This window comes from Terriglobus roseus DSM 18391, from assembly GCF_000265425.1.
Classification (GTDB): Bacteria; Acidobacteriota; Terriglobia; order Terriglobales; family Acidobacteriaceae; genus Terriglobus; species Terriglobus roseus.
This window is the reverse complement of the sequence record NC_018014.1, coordinates 4,274,530-4,294,802: the sequence shown is the minus strand read 5'-3', so window position 1 is coordinate 4,294,802 and position 20,273 is coordinate 4,274,530. Positions and strand designations below refer to the sequence as shown.

Sequence of the window (20,273 nt, the reverse complement as noted above, 5' to 3'; positions counted from 1 at the left end):
TCAGACCGGCGCATCGCGCCACACCTTAGGAGTTCCCACCTTCATGAAGATCAAGTACGCCGCCCTCGCCACCGCTCTCACACTCAGCACCGTCGCCGCGCACGCGCAGGTCGTGGTCAAGCACATTCAGCCGAACGAAAAGGCGACCATCGCCACTGCAGTATGGGCAGGGGACACGCTCTACGTCAGCGGCACACTCGCTGATCCTGTCACGCCCGCGGACGCAGCCAAGGGCACGCCCGCAGACTACGGCGACACCAAGACCCAGACCACCAGCATCCTCAATAAGATCCAGAAGATCCTGAAAGAACAGGGCCTGGACATGAAGGACGTCGTCAAGTGCACGGTCTTCCTCGCAGCAGATCCCAAGCTCGGCAAGATCGACTTCGCCAACATGAACGCAAGCTTCGGTCAGTTCTTCGGTACCAAGGAACAGCCGAACAAACCCGCTCGCTCGGCCTTCCAGGTTGCGAACCTCGTCGGTCCGGGATACCTTCTGGAGATCGAGATGATTGCCGTCAAGGGTAAGTAAGCGAACCAGTTTAGGCGCAGCGGATTGCAGCCGCCGCGCCGCACAGCAAAAGGGCAGGCTCCCACGCGAGCTTGCCCTTTGCTGCGTAAAAAACTCCTCCACAATGTCGTAAGCAGTAGTCGAACCCCCATGAACAGAGATCCAAAATGATTAGTTTTCCTCAGCAACCGTTGTTTCTCCGTTGACACTGCGTTGACCTCTCCGTAATATCAAACCCATCATCCACATCAATAAGTTTCAGCAATGCAAGCCCGTTCCCGGGAAGGCATTACTGGATAGCTAGCAGAACTACTTGAAGAAGCGCCTCTCCTTTCGGGGCGGAACCTTCGCAGTCCCGCAGCACCGCACCAATGAAGTCCCGCTTCACTGATGTCCAGCACCTGTACCTGCAAGACGCCACTGCACACCGCATGACGCACCAGCCCTCCGCCCCAGCAAACGCTGCCGGCGAGCGCACCAATAGCAGGCACGCCGGCGCAAAACGCACCGGGGTGTAGAGCCTTACCGATCGAACCGTACACATACGCGCGCCAACGGGGCACAACGATCCCGGATAGCCGCACCGCATACTTCGTCGCGCGCCCTACTTAGAGTGCCGCGGCTGCACTGTTGCATCCCCAGACCGTTCCGGGGAAAACGCAGAACCGTATCTGTACCCGGGATTGCAGCCCGGGGCAGAGTACTGCAGTATTCACTGCTTCATTTTGTGGAGGAAGTTCCTAGTGTCTAAGATCTCAAGGTTCGCCAGCCCAATCGCGCTCGCCGCTGTCGTTCTCTCGGCAGCCGCTCCCATGTACGCCCAGTCGTACTACGGCACTCTGAAGGGTCAGGTGAAGGATCCCAGCGGTGCCACGATTCCGAATGCGGAAATCACCATCACGGACCTGGGCACAAAGATCACCCGTAAAACCGTAACGACCGGCTCCGGTGAATATGTCTTCAACGCAGTCGATCCGGGTAACTTCGATATCACGGTCGCCGCACCGGGTTTCAGCACCTACACGCGTCACGGGGTAAACGTAGCGACGCAGCAGACAGTCGCAATCGATATTCCGCTATCGCTTGGATCTACCGGCACAACCATAGAAGTAACCAGCGCCGAGCCCATCATCGATTCTGCCACCGCGCAGAACGGACAGGTATTCGATGCGCAGAAGCTCGTTGATCTGCCCAATCTCGGTCGCAACCCTTTCCTGCTGACCAAGCTGAATAACAATGTCACCGCTACCGGCGACCCGCGCTTCAATCGCTTCCAGGATCAATCTGGATCGTCAGCTATCTCCATCGCAGGCGGCCCGGTCAACATGAATAACTACCTGATCGACGGTGTACCCATTACCGATTTCTCGAACCGCGCCGTGATTATTCCGTCGGTCGAGTCGGTGCAGGAGATGAAGACACAGGCGAACGCGTATGACGCTGAGGCCGGCCGCACTGGCGGCGGTGTCTTCAACACGCTGCTGAAGTCAGGTACCAACACGCTTCACGGAAACCTGTATGGTTCCACGCGCCAGTCCAACTGGAACGCAAACACTTGGCAGAACAACTTCAACGGAGCTACCCGTCCCGTCACCACCCAGTACAGCTACGAAGGTTCCATCGGCGGTCCCATCTGGAAGGACAAGACATTCTTCTGGGTGACAGAAGAGGGCTACCGTCAGCGTTCACCGTTGGGTGCAAGTTACTTCCTACCCACAGATCTGGAACGTATCGGCGACTTCTCGAAGAGCAGCGTCACCATCTATGATCCGCTGACCACCAATGCCGCGACGGGCGTACGTACCCCGTTCGCAGGCAACATTATTCCCGCCTCGCGCATTAGTGCTGTTGGCAAGGCAATCCTTACCGGACTCCCGAACTGCACCGGTATTTGCACACCTACCTCCACATACGGCACCCTTAACTTCCGCCCGACTGATCTGCTCGGCGACCGAGCCGACGAATTCATTTCCAAGGTGGATCACCAGGTATTTAAGTGGTGGGCTGCAAATGCTTCCTACCTGCACTACGGCTCCAAGGAGCCAGGCGGCAATCCGCTCGGATCGTTCGCCGGCGGCACCACGGCATACCAGCTCTTCCGCAAGGTGGATGCGTTCAATCAGAACAACGTCTTCACGATCAACCCGACGACGATCCTCACAGTCTCTTACGGCCAGAACCGCTTCCCAAATAACACGCTCGATCTGACCAGTAATTACAACCAGACCACGCAGCTCGGGATGCCCGCAGCGTATACCTCTGGTCTCCAGAAGGCTGCCTTCCCGGCCATCACCATGCAGCAGGCCGCTTCCTTCGGAACGAATAACTCTGGTCCTGCTGTCTTCTACTCCCGTAACATCGTCGTCGCGGGTGCGAAGAGCCTGGGCAAGCACTCCATTAAGGCGGGTTATAACTTCCGCACCATCTCGGTGGATTTCACAAACATCAGCACCGGCAACGGTTCCTACACCTTCCAGAACACCTTCACGAGCCAGAACGCGAATGCCACCTCACGGGTTGGTGGAGCGGACGTAGCTGATCTTTTGCTGGGCTTTCCCTCCAGCGGTTCCGTTCAGGTTGTCACTCCGCTCGCTCTGAATGTGAAATACAACGCGTTCTACGTGCAGGATGACATCCGACTTACGCAGCGTCTGAACATTAACGTGGGCCTGCGTTATGAGCTGGAGCCTGGCATCCACGAACGAAACAACCACTACGCGGTTGGCTTCGATCGCAATGTCACCAGCCCGTTGCAGACGACGTCGCGTGTTGCCACCAAGGGCGCGATCGAGTTCGCCGGACAGAACGGTTACAAGGACCGCTGCTGCAACAACGGTGTGTTGAAGTTCGCTCCTCGCGGTGGCTTCTCCTACGCCGTGAACCCGAAGATGGTAGTGCGTGGCGGCTACGGTGTCTTCTACGCTCCCATCTACTACTCCACCAGCGCTTCGCTTGCTCCCGGTTACGCCGCGACCTCCACGTATGTCGCGTCGAACGACAGCAACAATACTCCGGCGAACTCCATCAACAATCCGTTCCCGGGCGGCCTCTTACAGCCCTCTGGCAATGCGGCCGGGTTGTCGCAGGGTGTCGGTAGCAGCCTGACGACGATCGAGCAGGATCGCCGTAACCCAATCGTGCAGCAGTACTCCTTCGACATCCAGCAGGATCTTGGACGTGGGCTCTCCCTGCAGATCGGTTACGTCGGAGCAAAGGGACGCAACCTGCTGCCCAGCAACGGCGGTACCTACAACATCGACCAGGTAAACCCGGCAGCCATTCCGTTCGGCGTCGGCTCGTGCCCAACGAATCCGAATAACCTCTCCACAAGCGCCTTCCTCAACGCCCGCAGCGCAAACCCATACACGGGTGCAGGCGGCGGCACCGGAGTCATCGGCGCAGCAACCATCTCCAACAACCAGCTCTGCCGCCCGTTCCCCCAGTTCAGCGCCGTGAACACGCAGCCCAGCGTTTCGCGTTCTAACTACAACTCGCTGATCGTGAATGCCCGCAAGCAGTACTCAAAGGGGTTCTCGGTAACGGTCGGTTACACATGGTCCAAGAACCAGGACAGCACCTTCGGCCAGGGCAGCAGCCTGAACGTCGGCAACGCCGGACCGCAGAATGTGTACAACATCAACGGACCTGGCGGCGAGTACTCCCTGGCAATCAACGACGTTCCGAACCGCTTCACGGTGGGTGGCTCCTATGAACTGCCCTTCGGTCGCGGAAAGGCCTTCTTCAGCAACAGCCGCATCCTTGACCTGATGTTCGGTGGCTTCAGCACCAACGCCACCTTCGTCGGACAGAGCGGCGGTCCGGTGCCACTATCGCTCAACACCAATCAGAACTCGTCTGCATTGGGCACGTCCGTTCAGCGTCCCAACTTGCTCGCCGGCGTGCCGGTCTGCAGCGAGGGGCCCGTCCAGCAGCGTCTCGGTTCGTCTGTCGCAGGCAGCAAGAGCTACTTCAACAACGCAGCCTTCGCTCCCGTACAGCCGGGCGTCGGTGAGTTCGGAAACGCTCCCCGTACCTACGGCGGCTGCCGTGCACCGGGCATGCGCAACGTCGATCTGTCGGTCTTCAAGGACTTCAAGTTTGAACGCGTACACGTTCGCTTCCAGGCCGAAGCCCTTAACCTGACCAACACTCCGCTCTTCGCTCTCAACACCGCTGGTCTGAAGTACGGCACCACGACCAGCTCCACAACCGGCGTCACCTCGGTGCTCTCGGCTTTCGGCTCCGTGAACACCTCCGCCATCAACTTCCCACGCCTCATCTCACTCGGAGGACGTATCTCCTTCTAAATGAAGCAGATCTAGAACAAGACGGGTGCGGCCTCGGCTGCACCCGTCCTCGTTTCCACTCCCACCGGACTCTGAACCGATTTCGCATCCTCCCCGCCGCGCCTGCATCTGAATAAAGACCGGCTTGATCGCAGTTCGCGGGCCGCATACACTCGTACTTGAGTTCTGAAGGAGATTTCCCCAATGGCCACTGCCGTTACCACGCCCGAGGTTGTTACCGCGCCGGAGATCGTCAACGCGCCTGCCACACAGCCGGTGAACCTGACCCCGTCCGCGCAGGCGAAGGTGAAGGAGATCATGGCGACCCAGGACCCCCTGCCCGCCGGTCTTCGCATCGGTGTCGTCGGCGGCGGCTGCTCCGGCTTCCAGTACTCCATGAGCTTTGAGAACCAGCAGGGCATGATGGACAAAGTCGTCCGCTTTGACGACCTGAAGGTCTTCGTTGACGCCACCAGCGCCATGTACCTCAACGGCTGCATCGTCGACTACGTCGAAACGCTCGAGGCCGCCGGCTTCAAGTTCGAGAATCCCCAGGTTAAGAGCACCTGCGGCTGCGGTTCCTCCTTCTCGGTCTAAGAGATCGTTAACACCAAGCAAAAAGGGCTCGCTTCGGCGGGCCCTTTTTGTGTAGCGAACGGTCCCAGCGAAGCGATTCCGACACCTTCCCCACAACGAGCCGTCTAAAATCGTGCAGGCCCACTTCTTGTGACAGAATTCACCGTAAAACTCGCCGATGAACGCGGCCGCGTGCAGGAACAGACGCATCCCGCAGCCACCGCAGAAGAGCTGCGCGCACGCTTCACGCAGGCGGGCTACCTCGTCTACTCCGTCAAGCCTCGCAACGCGATCGGCGGTGGCGCCCGTAATAAGAAGGTCGGCCTCCAGAACTTTCTCGTCTTTAACCAGCAGTTCGTCACGCTCATCCGCGCCGGCCTGCCCATTCCCGGATCGCTGGAACTCCTTGCCCGCCGCCAGCGCGACCTGAACTTCAAGGCGCAGCTCGAAAACGTCGCGGCCCGCGTCAAAACCGGCGAATCCCTCTCTGGAGCCTTCGACGCGCAGGGCGGCTTCCCGCTCATCTTCACCACGACGCTGCTCGCAGGCGAGCGCTCCGGCAACCTCGAAGAGGTCCTCCAGCGCTACACCGACTTCCAGCGCGTCTCGCTCACCGTCACCAAAAAACTCAAGTCGGCGCTGATCTACCCGGTCCTCCTCATTACCCTGGTGGTCGGTCTCTTCGTCTTCCTGATCTCGTTTGTCGTCCCGCGCTTCGCCACGCTCTACGACCAGCTCAACGCGCCGCTGCCCAAGATCACGCTGGTCCTGCTATCCGTCGGCAACGCCGCGCAGAACTACGGCCTCTACGCCATTCCATTCCTGCTTGCCGGCGGCTACTTGCTCTACCGCTGGTCCAAGACGGACAAGGGCGCCAGCACCATCGACAAGCTGCGTCTCGCTGTACCGCTCCTCGGCACCATCTGGCTCAAGTACCAGGTCGCGCTCTTCTCGCGCACACTCTCCACATTGCTCACCGGCGGCCTGCCGCTGGTGCCATCGCTTGAAACAGCGGCGCGTTCCATTTCTTCGCGCCAAGTCTCGAACGCCGTCTTCTCCTCGGTCACACAGGTGCGCGAAGGCCAGCGCCTCAGCGCCTCGCTGGAAGGCACACGCGTCTTCCCCGAACTTGCCATCGAGATGATCGAAGTCGGCGAATCCACCGGCGCTCTGCCCACCATGCTCAACTCTGTCGCAGGCTTCTTCGAAGAAGACGTCGAGACATCGCTCGCCGGCGTTCTCTCCCTCATCGAACCCACGCTGCTCATCTTCATGGGCGTCGTCGTCGCGGTCATCCTCATCTCGCTCTACCTGCCCATCCTGCAGCTCGGCGCAGGCGGCATCAACGGATCCACCTCCGGTCAGTAGCGCATCCACCTAAGGTCTTAGGAGTACCAACATCATGGCCTCGCCTCTCGCCATTCCCATCGCCAACCCGGAACTAAACGAGACCGAGCGCGCACAGCTCATGGCGCGCCGCTATCACTGCGAGTTCGTCGATCTCCGCGACTTCAAGATCCAGCATGAACTCGTCAAGTCCGTCCCCGTCGAGTTGATGTTCCGCTACAACTTCATCCCGTTAGAGCAGCTCGGAGACCGGCTCGTCATCGCCGTCAGCGACCCCTCGCGCCTCATGGTGCTCGATGAGATCAGCGGCCTTCTCGGCACGCGCCTCATCACCCGCGTCGCAACCCTGTCGCAGATCACGGACCTCCTCAAAAAGACGGAGCAGTCGCAGCGCGTCCTCGAAGAAGCAAGCGAAGGCATGACCTTCGACGTGCTCTCCGCCGAGGACAATCCGGACGAGAACATCTCCATCGAGCGGCTGACCAGCGAAGACGATATCTCGCCCATCATCCGCCTCGTCGACACGACGATCTTCTCCGCCCTCGAGCGCCGCGCCTCCGACATCCACCTCGAAACCTACGACGATTCGCTCCTCGTCAAGTACCGCATCGACGGCGTGCTGCAACAGGCGATGGCGCCCATCGCGCGTGAGCATCACCAGACCATCCTGTCCCGTATCAAGGTCATGAGCGAGCTCGACATCGCCGAGCGCCGCGTCCCGCAGGACGGCCGTTTCCGCGTGCGCTATAAGGGCCGCCTCATCGACTTCCGTGTCTCCATCATGCCCACCGTGCATGGCGAAAACTGCGTGCTCCGCGTGCTCGACAAAGAGTCGATGAGTGAGAAATTCAAAAAACTGTCGCTCGACGTCGTCGGCTTCGGTGCAGAGGATCTCCGCCGCTTCCGCAAGTACATCAAGGAACCCTACGGCATGGTGCTCGTCACCGGCCCCACCGGTTCCGGTAAGACGACCACACTCTACGCGGCGCTGAACGAGATCAAGAGCGAAGAAGACAAGATCATCACCATCGAAGATCCGGTCGAGTATCAGATCCGCGGCATCACGCAGATTCCCGTCAACGAGAAGAAGGGACTCACCTTCGCACGTGGCCTGCGCTCGATCCTCCGTCACGACCCCGACAAGATCCTCGTCGGCGAAATCCGTGACGCAGAGACCGCACAGATCGCTATCAACTCCGCGCTCACGGGCCACCTTGTCTTCACCACCGTCCACGCCAACAACGTCGTCGACGTGCTCGGCCGATTCCTGAACATGGGCGTCGAGCCCTACAACTTCGTCTCCGCATTGAACTGCATCCTTGCTCAACGTCTCGTCCGTCAGATCTGCGACTTCTGCGCGACCACCCGCACCTACTCCAACGCAGAAATGCTCGCGAACGGCCTCAATCCGGACGACTGGCAGGGCCATCAGTTCCGCGAGGGCACCGGATGCATCGAGTGCAGCGGCACAGGCTTTCGCGGCCGTTCCGCCATCCACGAACTGCTCGAACTCGACGACGAGATCCGCGAACTTCTGCTGGTCAAGGCACCCGGTTCCGAAATTCGCCGCAAGGCCAAGGACAAGGGCATGGCCTTCCTCCGTGACTCAGCCCTCGAACGCGTCCGCGCCGGCATCACCACCATGCACGAGATCAACAAGGTCACCTTCATCGAAAGCGGCCGCTAGAACCCGCGAACGCTGGGATACACTGCGCGCATGCGCACCTATACCGAAGCTGAGGTAGTCCACGCGGCCGGTCGTGCCGGCATCTCCAAAGAGGGGCTCGACCGCCTCCGCGCGGAACTCTCGGGCGGCCAGGCCGGTCGCTCCGGCTTCGAGGCGGCGCATGTCGCCTACTATCTCGGCGCGTTGCTCATTTGCGGCGCCATGGGCTGGTTCGTCACGGACGCGTGGGACCATCTCGCCGGAATCACTCTCTTCGCCGTCGCAATGGTCTATGCCGCCGTCTTCGGCGGCACTGGCTACGCGCTCTCCCGTAGGCCCTCCACCTGGGTGCCCGGTGGTGTCCTTACGACCGTTGCGGTCTGCATGACACCGCTTGCCGTCTATGGCATCGAGCGCCAGATAGGCTGGTGGCCTTCCGGCGATCCCGGTGCCTACAGCCATTTCCATCCGTACATCAACGCCAGTTGGCTCCTGATGGAGGCATGCACCATCCTGGCCGCCGGCATCGCTCTGCGCATCGTTCGGTTCCCATTCCTCACGGCGCCCGCAGCGTATGCATTCTGGTACATGTCGATGGATGCACCAAGGCTCTTCGGACTCTCGCTCACCTTCCATATGCAGGCGTGGATCACGGTAGGCTTCGGCGTTGTGCTGCTGGGGATCGCATGGTTTGCAGATGGCGAACGTGAGTTGGATCTTGCCTTCTGGTTCTACCTCTTCGGCCTGCTGGCCTTTACGGGCGGTCTGTCGGCGCTGGGGTCCGGCAAGCAGTCGGGCTTGCTGCTCTTTGGCCTGCTGCATCTCCTCATGCTGCCGTGCGCTCTGGTACTGCAGCGCCGTGTCTTCCTGGTCTTTGGTGCCATCGGCACCTTTATCTTCCTGGCAACGGAGGCGACCCGCTTCTTTCGGAACTCGCTCGGCTTCTCGGTCGCACTCACCCTCATCGGCGTAGTCATGATCGCGGCCGGCATCTTCTATAAGCGGCATGAAGCGCGCCTCTCCGCTGCTCTCTTCAAGCTCACGCCTCAGCGAGTCCTGCATCACCACGCCCATGGAGTGGGACCGGCCTGAACAGCGGCATAACAACCAGCTACAGGTCTAGGAGACGGGTTCCTGCGGATTCCAGAAGGGCTCCATCGCCGGGATAAACGCAACCGGTGTGCCGGGGAAGAACGGCTTCAGCCAGTCCCGGCACAGCACCATGCCGCCCTGCTCTGAAAGCACATGCCCCACCACGATCAGTGCCTTCTTGTTGCCGCTGCGGATGCTGTCCTGGCAGTACTCCACCAGCTCCCACTCGCGCGTCTCGCCGCAGATCAGCACATCCGTCTCCGGGGCAGAGAAGAGCTTGATCCCGCCCTCGCGTCCGCAGAATCCCCAACTCGTCACAACACGCCGCACCGGCAGCTTCGGATCGCCCAGTACCCGCATCGTCCGCGCCTGCAGCGTCTTCTGCATCGTCCGTGTGAACTGTGCCAGCGGCACACCGTCAAACGACAGCTTCTTCGGATTCGCAGCATCAACCACATGCTTCGCCCAGCCGAGCTGGTTCACCATGCCCTGCGCAATGCCGTCCGGCTGGCGCGCATGCCAGTGATCGTGAAAGTGGAAGATGGCGACCTCATGTTTCGCACAGTAGTCCAGCTTGTAACGCAGAACGGCGTCGTCCTTGATGTCGTCCGTGCCGTCCTGGTGCAGGTAGAAGGGCGTCTCGTGCGTCACGATCATGTTCTTGCCATCCGCCACGCAGCGCTCCACCACATCCAGCGTCGCCATCATGGTCGTGGCAATGCCACGCACCGGCGTCGCGCGAGTGCCGGTCAGAAGGTTGTCGACGGTCTTTTCGCGCCAAGGCACACCCACCTCTTGCTTGATGCGATCGATCACGTCACCGGCCGTCAGGCTCGGCGGTGCCGCCAGGGCAGAAGGCGTAAGAGTGACGCCTGCGGCGAAGGCCGCGCCGGTAGCCATAAACTCTCTGCGGGACAGGTCCGTCATCGTCAAAGCTCCTCGCGCAGGCCAGATCGCCTGCGTAGCGGATCATATAACCACTTGCTGACGTGAAGCATCGTGCCATCTCAACAATGACCTGGGCACGGCTGGCGATCAATTGCGCCGCGGCGGAGCAAGTGAATCTTTCTTTGACGCGCGTAGCGCTACACGCTACAGTCGAGGGTGTGATCGGCTCCTTCCGTCATGCCGGTCTGGAGAAATTCTTCAAGTCTGGCTCGAAAGCCGGCATCCAACCAGCGCATGCGTCTCGGCTCGAATTGCAATTGGGCGTGTTGAACGCGGCAGAAGGGCCAGAAGATATGGCGGTCCCCGGCTGGAAGCTTCACGCGCTACAAGGGAAGTTGCGCGGACACTATGCGGTCTCTGTGAACGGGAATTGGCGAATGGTCTTCGCGTTTGACGGAACCGATGCCATCCTTGTCGATTACAGCGATTACCATTAAGGAGAAGCCATGTTGATGCACAATCCGCCGCATCCCGGCACGGTGCTACGTGAATATCTCCGAGACGCGGATGTCACTTCCTTCGCCGGAAAAATTGGCGTGGCAAGGACGACTCTGTCTCGGCTTCTGCATGGACACACAGGTGTATCCGCGCCTATGGCGCTACGCCTTAGCGCCGCACTCGGCACTTCGGCAATGCTCTGGATGAACCTTCAGGTTCAATTCGACCTTTGGCAAGCCATCCAGGCAGAAAAAGCTGCTCGAAAGAAGGCGCGCGCAGCGGCGCCTTCTCGCGTCGCCACGAAGAAGGCAAAACCCAAGCGTTCACCCACATATGCGAAAGCTGCATGACACTACGCTTGTCCTGCTATCGCCTCCGGCAAATTCCCGTCTCAAGCATGTAGTCTTTCAATAGCTTCAGCCCATGCCATCGCTTCTTCCCAAATCGACGATCCAGGTGCGCCCGCGCATCGCGGTTGAAATTCGTCCCGAAGGTGTCTACGCAGCCAGCGCCACGGACGCCGCAGGCCTGCTCGCGCAGATCGCCTCCGCCCCGCTGCCCGCCGGTGCCGTCGTGCCGTCGCTGCGTGTCGGCAACATCGTCGATCGCATCGCCGTCATCGCCGCGCTGAAGAAGGTGCTGCCCGCCGTGCAGGTGGGCAAGGGCCGTGATGTCACCTTGATCGTGTCCGACACCGCCGTCCGCGTTCTTCTGCTCGACTTCGACGAGATCCCGTCCAAGGCTGAGGAAGCGCTCCCCGTACTGCGCTTCCGCCTGGCAAAACTGCTGCCCTTCAATCCGGAACTGGCACAGGTCAGCTACCAGGTCATGAGCCGCCACGCCATGGTGCTGCAGGTCCTCGTCGTCGCCATCCCGAACGAAGTCCTCGCAGAATACGAATCCGCCGTGCGTGAGGCAGGCTTTGAGCCCGGTGCTGTCATTCCAAGCACCCTCGCCGTCGCCGCAGCCATCGACGAGGCTGGCACCGCCGCAGCGCTCGTCGTCAACGGCAGTGAGTTCGCCGTAACCACCGCAATCCTGCGTCGTGGCGAACTGCTGCTGCACCGCACCCTCGAACTCAAGTCGAAGACCATGGCCGAGGTCGCCGCGCTCGTCGCACACGAACCCGCAAACGTCGCCATCGACGCCGAGATGGCACGCGCCTCCTTCGTCCAGAGCGGAGAAGACAGTGAGGTCGCCGTCGCTGAGATGGTGCAGGCTGGCATCCTCCACGACGCCGAAGATCCTGACCGCGCGGAGCTTGAACTGCTGCAATCCATCTCCGTCGCCGCTGCTTATTTTGAAGACTCACTCGCCGTCGCGCCGGAAGAGGTTCTCACTGCAGGGACGCTATCGCCCGAGGCCCTCGGGCCCATGCTCGCCGAAACCGGTCTGCATGCGCGCGAAGTCCTGCAGTCGACCGACCTGATGACCACCACATCCATTCCGCGCGGTCTGCTCGCCGGCCTTCGAGGAGCATTGAAGAGCTAGCGTGCGCGTCTCCATCAATCTCGCAACCCGGCCGTACGTCGAGCTGGACCGTCTCCTTCGGCAACTTCGCATCGCCATCGGTGTGCTCGCCGTCGTGGCCATCGCGCTCGGTATCTGGCTTCACAGCATGACAGCGCAGGCACGGGCGCAGCAGGCGCAGCTTGACCGCCTGAATGCCCAGGCGCAGACGCTGCAGCGCGAACGTGCCGCCAATGAAGCCCGCCTGCGCCAGCCCGTGAACGCCGCCACCCTCGGCCGCAACCAGTTCCTCAACACCCTCTTTGCGCGAAAAGCGTTCTCCTGGACAGCCGTCCTCATGGACCTCGAAGACGTCATGCCCAACGGTGTTCAGGTCACGTCCATTGAGCCCATCATCGCCTCCACCGGGGAGGTCACCATCCGCCTGCGCGTGCTCGGCGAGCGCGACCGCACGGTGGACCTGGTGCGCAATCTCGAGCACTCCAAGCGCTTCATCTCGCCACGCCTTGCAGGCGAGGCGCAACAGACGGCCAACCGCACCGGCGCCACCACCATAGGTGCCAACGGCCTGCCGCAGCTCGTCGCCGCAACCGGCGCCAACGGCCTGCCGGCCATCTCCGGCGTAGAGTTCGAGATCGTCTCCGGCTACAACCCGCTCCAGCCACGCATGCGTGAAAAGATCGCTCCACACACCACCCCGGAAAGGGATGAGCCTACGGGCACTCCCGTTCGCAGGCGGCCGCGCAAGGTTGTCGATAACTCCCCGCCGCCGCAGCCGTCCCTCGCTCGCAGAAGGGCAGGTGCACGATGAGACTACCCTCCGGCATCACCGTTCCAGGTATCACCATGAGTAACGAAGCGCGCCGCGAAAGCATGCGAAAAGCGCTCTCGCTCATCAATCTGCACTTCGCCGCGGCCGGTCTGCTCCTTCTCATCTGCCTTTACTTCGGCGTACGTCTCTTCCTGGTCAGCGGCAACACCGGCACCCAGGGCGACGAAGCCATCGTCATTGCGCAATCGCGCGTCGCCGCCGCTGAAGTTGCGGCAAAGCCTCTGCGTGGCGTTGACACCAAGCTGGGCGAATCGGAGTCGGAAGCAAACCGCTTCTATGAGAGCCGTTTGCCCTACGCCTACTCCGACGTGGCCTCCTCCATCGGCGGTATCGCAAAAGCCAGCAACGTCCGCTGGAGCCGCGCTTCCTACGTGCAGACCGTACCGACCAACGGCGTCACCGAACTCCGCATCGACGGCTCCGTCTCCGGCGAGTACCGCAACGTGGCCGAGTTCATCAACGCCGTCGAACGCAGCAAGAGCTTCTTCCTCATCCAGACCCTCGCGCTCAGCGGCGCACAGGGCGGCCTGGTCAACCTGCAACTCCGTATCGGCACCTATCTCCGTGAACCGATGCCGAGCTTCGCCGCCGCACAGGCCACAGCCGGGAGCAAGCCATGAGCGCTCTGAAGGCAGGCACTGAGGATCGTAAGAAACTCATCGCAGCAGGCGCCTTCGGCGTGCTGGCGCTCGGCTACCTTGCCTATACCTTTCTAGGTTCCAGCAGCAGCAGCGACACACCGGCATCCACCTCGCCGGTCATCACCACCTCTGCGCCCGTCTCCACCAACACCGTCAGCCCCGCCGCCACCGCAACCGCGCGCATCGTGCCCTCCAAGCTCGACCCCACGCTGCACCCTGAGGGCATGCTCCTCTCGGAGTCGCTGGTCTACGGTGGCCACGGACGCAACATCTTTGCAGCACCCGGCACGCAGACTGAGGCCGCCGCACCCAAGATTCCGGCCGCCGCTGCCTCACCGCGTTACGTACCGCCCACTCCCGTCAACACCGGCCCTCCGCCACCGCCGCCCATTGACCTGCGCTTCTTCGGCACGGCAACACGTCGAGACGGCAAGCCGCAGGCCTTCCTCCTGCGCGGGGAAGATGTCTTCGTCGCAGGCCCTGGCGACATCGTCAGCAGGCGCTACCGTGTCGACGAGGTCTCCGGCAACTCCGTTCTCGTGACGGACCTGACCAACAACAACCAGCAGCGCCTCCCCATGAGCCCGCAATGAGCCACCCTCGCCAGGAAACGCGGCCGTCCCTTCAGCCGTCCCGTCCCGGCGAAGAAGGCTACCTGCTGCTCGGTCTTGCCGTGGTCTGCTTTCTGCTGCTGCTGGCACTCTCCGTCGCCGCGCCCCGTGTCGCCAAAGAGCTCGAACGCGACCGTGAACTCGAGTCCGAACACCGCGCCCTCGAATACGTCCGCGCCATCCAGCTCTACTACAAGAAAAACAACTCCTACCCCACCTCGGTCGAGCAGTTGTTAGGCAGCAGCACCGCCGGCGCCTCGGTCAGCATCGGCCCCGGCGCCAGCCTCAAATTCCTCCGCCAAAGGTACAAAGACCCGCTCACCGGCGACGACTTCCGCCTCATCCACACCGGAGAAGCCAAGACCCAGGTAAAAGGCTTCTTCGGAGAGCCGCTGGAAGGCATGCCCGTCAGCAACCTCGGCGCCGCGCAGGGCATGGTCTCAAGCATCAACGCAACGCCCGCCGGCACCTTCGGCGGCAGCAGCGCGGTCGGCGCACCCTCCTCCGCAAGCGGGGCCGCATCCGGTAACAGCGCATTCGGCGGCGCCGGCAGCAGCACGTCCAGCTTCGGCAGCTCCGCCTTCAACAACTCCGGCACCGGCACTTCGACGGGCACAGGAACAGGCGCAACCGGCAGCACCGGCACCAGTTCCACAGGCACCGGCTCCAGCATGAGCGGCACCAGCGCCACCAACTTCCAGGGCAGCAAAGGAGCGTTCCTCGGCGTCGGCAGCAACGCCAAAGGACCCGGTCTGGTGGAATGGAACGGCTCCGCCAACATCGAAGAGTGGGAGTTCCTCTACGACCCCCGCGTCGAGCTCCTCAAGGCAAAGGTCAGTATCTTCGGCGGCGGCCCGCCCACCGTAGGCTCCGGCTCCATGGGCAGCGGCTTCGGCCCCGCAACCGGCGCCAACGGCACAGGGAACACAACGAACGGCACCGGAACGTCCAGCGGCGGCTTCGGCAGCGGCTCCTCCAGCGGTTTCGGCAGCGGGTCTTCCAGCGGCTTCGGCAGCGGGTCTTCCAGCGGCTTCGGCAGCGGGTCCTCCAGCGGTTTCGGCTCCAGCGGCTCCAGCGGCTTCGGCAGCGGCAGTTCGACCACACCGACGAACGGTACCGGAACGAGCGGCAGCGGCACCACCACCCCCACACCGACCAACCCATAATCTCCGGCATCCCCACGCCTCCACCGCTCCCCCGGCAGCGGTCCCGGACCTGCGTTCATCCACCAAAACTAGCCTTGGACCCCAATCGCGTGTCTACGCATCAGATACCTTGACAGTAAGTCACTCACATGTGATCCTGAATGTGCCTGAGCGACTGAGTCACAGCATCTGATATCGCAGGACATCGCGGCAGCGATCACACATCGCGCCGCCGGAGGAGCAACACAACATGGGTAAGATCATCGGAATCGACCTGGGAACCACCAACAGCTGCGTGTCCGTCATGGAAGGCGGCGAGCCTAAGGTCATTGCCAACGAAGAGGGTGGCCGTACCACGCCGTCCATCGTTGCCTTCACCAAGAGCGGCGAACGACTCGTCGGTCAGGTCGCCAAGCGCCAGGCCATCACCAATCCCGAGAACACCATTTACTCCATCAAGCGCTTCATGGGCCGCCGCCCGAACGAAGTGAATGAAGAGATGAAGATGGTCCCGTATAAGGTCGTCACCAAGGGCGACAACATCTACATCGACGCGCAGGGCAAGGAATACACGCCGCCCGAGATCAGCGCGATGATCCTGCAGAAGCTCAAGAAAGCAGCAGAAGACTACCTCGGCCAGTCCGTCACCGAGGCCGTCATCACCGTGCCCGCGTACTTCAACGACTCCCAGCGTCAGGCCACCAAGGACGCCGGCAAGATCGCCGGTCTCGACGTCAAGCGCATCGTCAACGAGCCCACCGCGGCCGCGCTCGCCTACGGCCTCGACAAGAAGAAGGACGAAACCATCGTGGTCTATGACTTCGGCGGCGGTACCTTCGACGTGTCCGTGCTCGAAGTCGGCGAAGGCGTCATCGAGGTGAAGTCGACCAACGGTGACACCCACCTCGGCGGTGACAACCTCGATCAGCGCCTGGTTGAGTTCCTCATCGACGAGTTCCGCAAGCAGGAAGGCCTGGACCTCAAGGGCAAGGGCAATGAGATGGCCCTGCAGCGCCTGCGCGACGCGGCGGAGCGCGCCAAAATCGAGCTCTCCACCACCATGGAGACTGAGATCAACCTGCCGTTCATCACCGCTGACGCGACCGGACCGAAGCACCTCGTCGTCAAGCTGACCCGCGCAAAGTTCGAGTCGCTCGTTGAGGATCTGCTGCAGAAGTCCATCGGACCCTGCAAGCAGGCGATGAAGGATGCCGGCATCGATGCCTCCAAGGTCGATGAAGTCGTTCTCGTCGGCGGCCAGACCCGCATGCCCCGCATGCAGGCCCTGGTCAAGGAACTCTTTGGCAAGGAACCGCACAAGGGCGTGAACCCGGACGAAGTCGTCGCGATCGGCGCTGCAGTCCAGGGCGGCGTTCTCGGTGGCGAAGTCAAGGACCTGCTGCTGCTCGACGTGACCCCGCTGACCCTGGCCATCGAAACGATGGGCTCGGTTGCAACGGCCATGATCCCGCGCAACACGACCATCCCCACCAAGAAGACGGAGACCTTCTCCACCGCTGCGGATTCGCAGACGGAAGTAGAAGTCCACGTCATCCAGGGCGAGCGTCCGCTGGCTTCGCAGAACCGTACCCTCGGCAAGTTCAAGCTGAGTGGCATTCCTCCCGCACCGCGCGGTGTGCCGCAGATCGAGGTCACCTTTGACATCGACGCGAACGGCATCCTGAACGTCACGGCGAAGGACAATGCCACCGGCAAGGATCAGAAGATCACCATCACCAGCTCCTCGGGTCTCAGCAAGGAAGAGGTCGAGCGCATGGCGAAGGAAGCCGAGGCACACGCAGGCGAGGACAAGGAAAAGCGCGAAGAAATCGAAGCGCGCAACCAGCTCGACAGCATGGTCTACAACGTCGACAAGATGTTCAAGGAGAACGGCGACAAGATCACCGGAGACGAGCGTCAGCAGGTTGAGGAAGCTCTCAACGACGCAAAGTCGACGCTGACCGGCTCGCCCTCCGCGACCGAGCTCAAGGCAGCCAACGAACGCCTGACCGCGGCAAGCCACAAGCTCGCCGAGGCCATGTACAAACAGGGCCAGGCGCCCACCGACGGTGCAGCCGCAGCAGCAGGCACAGCCGACGAAGCGCCCAAGCATGATGAGGGCGTGATCGACGCCGAATACGTAGACGTCGACCACAAGTAGGCACTTCGCGTGAGCGCCCGCAACAACTGGGTGCCCCACGTCTCGCACCTGAGACGTGGGAGCGCCAGAGGCGCTCAATCGCGCGAAGCGCGACCGGGAGCATCTGGAGCCGTCAAATCCTGACGTCCCGAGCGCCACAGGAAGCAACGCTCAATCGCGCGCAGCGCGACCCGGAGAAAGCAGGGACCTTCAGGCTCCTGACCTTTCGGACGAGCAAAACGGGGCTTTAGCCCCGGCCTGCACACTCACACAAGTGGAGCCGGGCATACCACTATGCCCGGCCTCCTCCGCAACCAAAGAGTTACTTCGCGGGAACTAATCCGCGAATCAAAACGTAAATCTTTGTGTCTAATCAAGTAGTAGGAAACGCTGCTGCAATCAGTGGATTCTGCTACGCCGGGCAGGGCACAACTAGCCCGCCGGCAGATCACACCGCCGCTGCAATCGGCGATGCGCATCATCAACACGGCAGGGCGCTCGATAGTCGCAAAGCGCATCGAGCGCCCTTCGTGTCTACAGCGTAGGGCACATCAAGAACGGTACGAAGTACCCGGAGAGGGAGAGGGCCATGAACACAGTCATCTGGAAGTGCGAACAGTACATCGCGGGCAAGCTCCACGAAAAGACGATCTTTGAGAATGAACAGCAGGCAAGAGACTTCGCCCGCAAACTCTACGACGTCCGCCCGGATACCATCCTCCGTATCGAGCCAATGCCTATCCAGCACGTCTGGAACTAATCGCTCCAAGGAAAGAGCACAAAGGACCCCGGTGAGTTATCACCGGGGTCTTTCGCTTTGTAGACTTGTCTGCATGCAACGAGTCTGTTTCACACTCAAACTCCGCGAGTCCACACTCCCCGAATACATCGAGCGGCACAGGAACGTCTGGCCAGAAATGCAGGATGCACTGCGCGCCACAGGGTGGACCAACTACTCACTCTTCCTCGCACCTGGCGGTCTGCTGATCGGCTACGTGGAAGTCGAAGACTTCAATGCTGCGCGCGAAGCGATGAAAGCATTGCCTGTGAATGTACGGTGGCAGACAGAGATGCTGCCGTTCTTCGATTCAAGCGCCAACGCCGATGACGCGATGCAGCCCCTCCCCGAGATCTTCCATCTCGATTGACCTCACTTTTCCTTTTCAGTCGCATGGGTGCATGGTAGGGTCTGACTGTGCACAGTTCTAACCATTACGGATTGAAGCGTCGCATCGAGTGGAGCGCGCTGCTGCTGTTCGTTCTGGGACTATGTTCCATGGCGGCGCCGCACCGGATGGTGCATGCTACCGTCCACCACCAGCAGATGCCGTCGTCAGGCTCGGGTGGAACGCGTACCTCGCGCACCTCCCGTCAGAATGGCCGCTCCGCTCGCGGTGGCATGACCACGGAGATGGACCACCACGGTTCCGATCTGGACCGCGCATCACAGGGCGTCCGCCCGCGTGAAGTCATCTCCAGCAACGTCACGACCGTGGCAGCGATCATCACGCCGCGCTTCCTGTTGGCGCCATCGACTGCGCGCGGTTCGCTCGCGCCCGCGGCCGATGTCGTCATTGCTAACCCGTACGACGCATTACCCTCCCGCGGCCGGGCTCCTCCGGCTCTGTAACACCCCTCCCACACAATCCAGAGTTTGTGCCCACAGCACGGTGGCTTATTGCACTGTGTCCTCGCGTGTGTGAATGTTCTTCCGCATTGCTTCGCGGTTTGAGCATCTTTGAAATTCCTTCCCAGGGGATTCGACGATTCGCACACTTTCGTGCCCTCTCCCGCACGAATTGATGGCACGGCAGCGCATATCGCGCTGCGCTCTGGCTGACCCAGACGGGAAGTGAACTGAATTATGGAGCGCACGAAATGCAGAAGCTATTAGAGGGTTACCAGAAGTTTCAGATTGAAGTCTTTCCCAAGCGCGCAGGTCTGTTTAAGAGTCTTGAGAGCGGCCAGAAGCCGTCGACGCTCTTTCTTACCTGCTCTGATTCCCGGATTGTGCCGGATATGATCCTGCAAAGTGATCCCGGGGAACTCTTCATCTCGCGCAACGCCGGCAACATCGTGCCGCCCTACGGTGAAGTGAACGGCGGCGTCACAGCAACCATCGAATACGCCGTGCTCGCACTCGGCGTGCAGAACATCGTGGTCTGCGGCCACTCCGACTGTGGCGCCATGAAGGCGGTACTCAGTGGGAAACAGCATCCGCAGATGCCCACAGTGGACAAGTGGCTGCAGCACAGTGCAAGCGCCATGCAGATGGTTCCCCCGGTGGGAGACAACAACATCACCACGCCCAAGGATCGCCTGCGCACGCTCACGCGCGCCAACGTGCTGACGCAGTTACAGCACCTGCAGACGCACCCGTCCGTGGCCTACGCCACCAGCCGCGGACAGTTGAAACTCTTCGGTTGGGTCTATGAGATTCACACTGGCTGCATCGACACCTACGACGCAGCATCGGGCCGGTTTCTTCCGCTCACAGCCGATGTGCTGGCACCCTCGGTTGTCCATCCGCGTCTGGAACTGCTCGCCTCTTGAGCAGTTCCTCTTGTTAA

19 protein-coding genes are annotated in these 20,273 nt (G+C 61.3%); 18 read left to right on the top strand and 1 reads right to left on the bottom strand.

Annotated elements, in window-relative coordinates:
• Positions 1–43 precede the first annotated feature (43 nt).
• The 6 genes from TERRO_RS17655 (at position 44) to TERRO_RS17630 (ending at position 9,478) form a co-directional block, all read left to right on the top strand.
• Positions 44–532 carry a RidA family protein gene (locus tag TERRO_RS17655; protein WP_014787066.1) on the top strand — a complete coding sequence of 163 codons (489 nt, stop codon included), beginning with the start codon at positions 44–46 and terminating at the stop codon, positions 530–532.
• A 722-nt stretch (positions 533–1,254) separates the two neighbouring features.
• The gene (locus TERRO_RS17650; protein WP_014787065.1) at positions 1,255–4,818 is read left to right on the top strand and encodes a TonB-dependent receptor; all 3,564 of its coding nucleotides are present in this window, start codon (positions 1,255–1,257) and stop codon (positions 4,816–4,818) included.
• Between the two features lie 183 nt (positions 4,819–5,001).
• A complete protein-coding gene (locus TERRO_RS17645) occupies positions 5,002–5,394 on the top strand; it encodes a HesB/IscA family protein (protein ID WP_014787064.1) in 393 nt (130 codons plus the stop codon).
• A 129-nt stretch (positions 5,395–5,523) separates the two neighbouring features.
• Positions 5,524–6,741: a type II secretion system F family protein gene (locus TERRO_RS17640; protein ID WP_014787063.1), complete on the top strand. Its 1,218-nt coding sequence runs from the start codon at positions 5,524–5,526 to the stop codon at positions 6,739–6,741.
• A 34-nt stretch (positions 6,742–6,775) separates the two neighbouring features.
• Entirely contained in the window at positions 6,776–8,407 is a 1,632-nt protein-coding gene (locus TERRO_RS17635) for a GspE/PulE family protein (protein ID WP_014787062.1), read from the top strand.
• A 30-nt stretch (positions 8,408–8,437) separates the two neighbouring features.
• Positions 8,438–9,478, top strand: coding sequence for a DUF2157 domain-containing protein (locus TERRO_RS17630; RefSeq protein ID WP_014787061.1), 1,041 nt, complete (start codon positions 8,438–8,440; stop codon positions 9,476–9,478).
• A gap of 27 nt (positions 9,479–9,505) precedes the next feature.
• Here TERRO_RS17630 and TERRO_RS17625 read toward each other — a convergent pair whose 3' ends face one another.
• Entirely contained in the window at positions 9,506–10,405 is a 900-nt protein-coding gene (locus tag TERRO_RS17625; protein ID WP_014787060.1) for a Nif3-like dinuclear metal center hexameric protein, read from the bottom strand.
• A 62-nt stretch (positions 10,406–10,467) separates the two neighbouring features.
• Here TERRO_RS17625 and TERRO_RS17620 point away from each other — a divergent pair, with 62 nt between their 5' ends.
• The 12 genes from TERRO_RS17620 (at position 10,468) to TERRO_RS17570 (ending at position 20,256) form a co-directional block, all read left to right on the top strand.
• Positions 10,468–10,863 (top strand): type II toxin-antitoxin system RelE/ParE family toxin, encoded by a 396-nt coding sequence (locus tag TERRO_RS17620; RefSeq protein WP_245536141.1) that lies wholly within the window; start codon positions 10,468–10,470, stop codon positions 10,861–10,863.
• Between the two features lie 9 nt (positions 10,864–10,872).
• Complete coding sequence (locus TERRO_RS17615) at positions 10,873–11,214, top strand: HigA family addiction module antitoxin (RefSeq protein WP_014787058.1); 342 nt, start codon at positions 10,873–10,875, stop codon at positions 11,212–11,214.
• Positions 11,215–11,287: 73 nt separating this feature from the next.
• Positions 11,288–12,355: a type IV pilus biogenesis protein PilM gene (locus tag TERRO_RS17610; RefSeq protein ID WP_014787057.1), complete on the top strand. Its 1,068-nt coding sequence runs from the start codon at positions 11,288–11,290 to the stop codon at positions 12,353–12,355.
• A gap of 1 nt (position 12,356) precedes the next feature.
• Entirely contained in the window at positions 12,357–13,145 is a 789-nt protein-coding gene (locus TERRO_RS17605) for a PilN domain-containing protein (protein WP_014787056.1), read from the top strand.
• Entirely contained in the window at positions 13,142–13,786 is a 645-nt protein-coding gene (locus tag TERRO_RS17600; protein ID WP_014787055.1) for a hypothetical protein, read from the top strand. Before TERRO_RS17605 ends, TERRO_RS17600 begins: the two co-directional genes overlap by 4 nt.
• Entirely contained in the window at positions 13,783–14,400 is a 618-nt protein-coding gene (locus tag TERRO_RS17595) for a hypothetical protein (protein WP_014787054.1), read from the top strand. Before TERRO_RS17600 ends, TERRO_RS17595 begins: the two co-directional genes overlap by 4 nt.
• Positions 14,397–15,584: a hypothetical protein gene (locus TERRO_RS17590; protein WP_014787053.1), complete on the top strand. Its 1,188-nt coding sequence runs from the start codon at positions 14,397–14,399 to the stop codon at positions 15,582–15,584. The genes TERRO_RS17595 and TERRO_RS17590 overlap by 4 nt, the downstream gene beginning before the upstream one ends.
• Positions 15,585–15,813: 229 nt before the next feature.
• Complete coding sequence (gene dnaK, locus TERRO_RS17585; RefSeq protein ID WP_014787052.1) at positions 15,814–17,724, top strand: molecular chaperone DnaK; 1,911 nt, start codon at positions 15,814–15,816, stop codon at positions 17,722–17,724.
• Positions 17,725–18,292: 568 nt separating this feature from the next.
• The gene (locus tag TERRO_RS23445; protein ID WP_014787051.1) at positions 18,293–18,463 is read left to right on the top strand and encodes a hypothetical protein; all 171 of its coding nucleotides are present in this window, start codon (positions 18,293–18,295) and stop codon (positions 18,461–18,463) included.
• A 73-nt stretch (positions 18,464–18,536) separates the two neighbouring features.
• A complete protein-coding gene (locus tag TERRO_RS17580) occupies positions 18,537–18,851 on the top strand; it encodes an L-rhamnose mutarotase (protein ID WP_014787050.1) in 315 nt (104 codons plus the stop codon).
• 71 nt (positions 18,852–18,922) lie between these two features.
• Positions 18,923–19,333, top strand: a complete 411-nt coding sequence (locus TERRO_RS17575; protein WP_041592699.1) for a hypothetical protein — start codon at positions 18,923–18,925, stop codon at positions 19,331–19,333.
• A gap of 248 nt (positions 19,334–19,581) precedes the next feature.
• On the top strand, positions 19,582–20,256 hold the full coding sequence (locus TERRO_RS17570; RefSeq protein WP_014787048.1) for a carbonic anhydrase: 675 nt from the start codon (positions 19,582–19,584) through the stop codon (positions 20,254–20,256).
• Positions 20,257–20,273 lie beyond the last annotated feature (17 nt).

What these genes read in the sequence shown, in the direction of transcription:
- TERRO_RS17600 (WP_014787055.1), top strand. Translation starts at nt 13,142, where the DNA reads ATGAGACTACCCTCCGGCATCACCGTTCCAGGTATCACCATGAGTAAC.
- TERRO_RS17615 (WP_014787058.1), top strand. Translation starts at nt 10,873, where the DNA reads ATGTTGATGCACAATCCGCCGCATCCCGGCACGGTGCTACGTGAATAT.
- TERRO_RS17590 (WP_014787053.1), top strand. Translation starts at nt 14,397, where the DNA reads ATGAGCCACCCTCGCCAGGAAACGCGGCCGTCCCTTCAGCCGTCCCGT.
- TERRO_RS17570 (WP_014787048.1), top strand. Translation starts at nt 19,582, where the DNA reads ATGCAGAAGCTATTAGAGGGTTACCAGAAGTTTCAGATTGAAGTCTTT.
- TERRO_RS17645 (WP_014787064.1), top strand. Translation starts at nt 5,002, where the DNA reads ATGGCCACTGCCGTTACCACGCCCGAGGTTGTTACCGCGCCGGAGATC.
- TERRO_RS17610 (WP_014787057.1), top strand. Translation starts at nt 11,288, where the DNA reads ATGCCATCGCTTCTTCCCAAATCGACGATCCAGGTGCGCCCGCGCATC.
- TERRO_RS23445 (WP_014787051.1), top strand. Translation starts at nt 18,293, where the DNA reads ATGAACACAGTCATCTGGAAGTGCGAACAGTACATCGCGGGCAAGCTC.
- TERRO_RS17625 (WP_014787060.1), bottom strand. Translation starts at nt 10,405, where the DNA reads ATGACGGACCTGTCCCGCAGAGAGTTTATGGCTACCGGCGCGGCCTTC.
- TERRO_RS17595 (WP_014787054.1), top strand. Translation starts at nt 13,783, where the DNA reads ATGAGCGCTCTGAAGGCAGGCACTGAGGATCGTAAGAAACTCATCGCA.
- TERRO_RS17655 (WP_014787066.1), top strand. Translation starts at nt 44, where the DNA reads ATGAAGATCAAGTACGCCGCCCTCGCCACCGCTCTCACACTCAGCACC.
- TERRO_RS17635 (WP_014787062.1), top strand. Translation starts at nt 6,776, where the DNA reads ATGGCCTCGCCTCTCGCCATTCCCATCGCCAACCCGGAACTAAACGAG.
- TERRO_RS17580 (WP_014787050.1), top strand. Translation starts at nt 18,537, where the DNA reads ATGCAACGAGTCTGTTTCACACTCAAACTCCGCGAGTCCACACTCCCC.
- dnaK (WP_014787052.1), top strand. Translation starts at nt 15,814, where the DNA reads ATGGGTAAGATCATCGGAATCGACCTGGGAACCACCAACAGCTGCGTG.
- TERRO_RS17630 (WP_014787061.1), top strand. Translation starts at nt 8,438, where the DNA reads ATGCGCACCTATACCGAAGCTGAGGTAGTCCACGCGGCCGGTCGTGCC.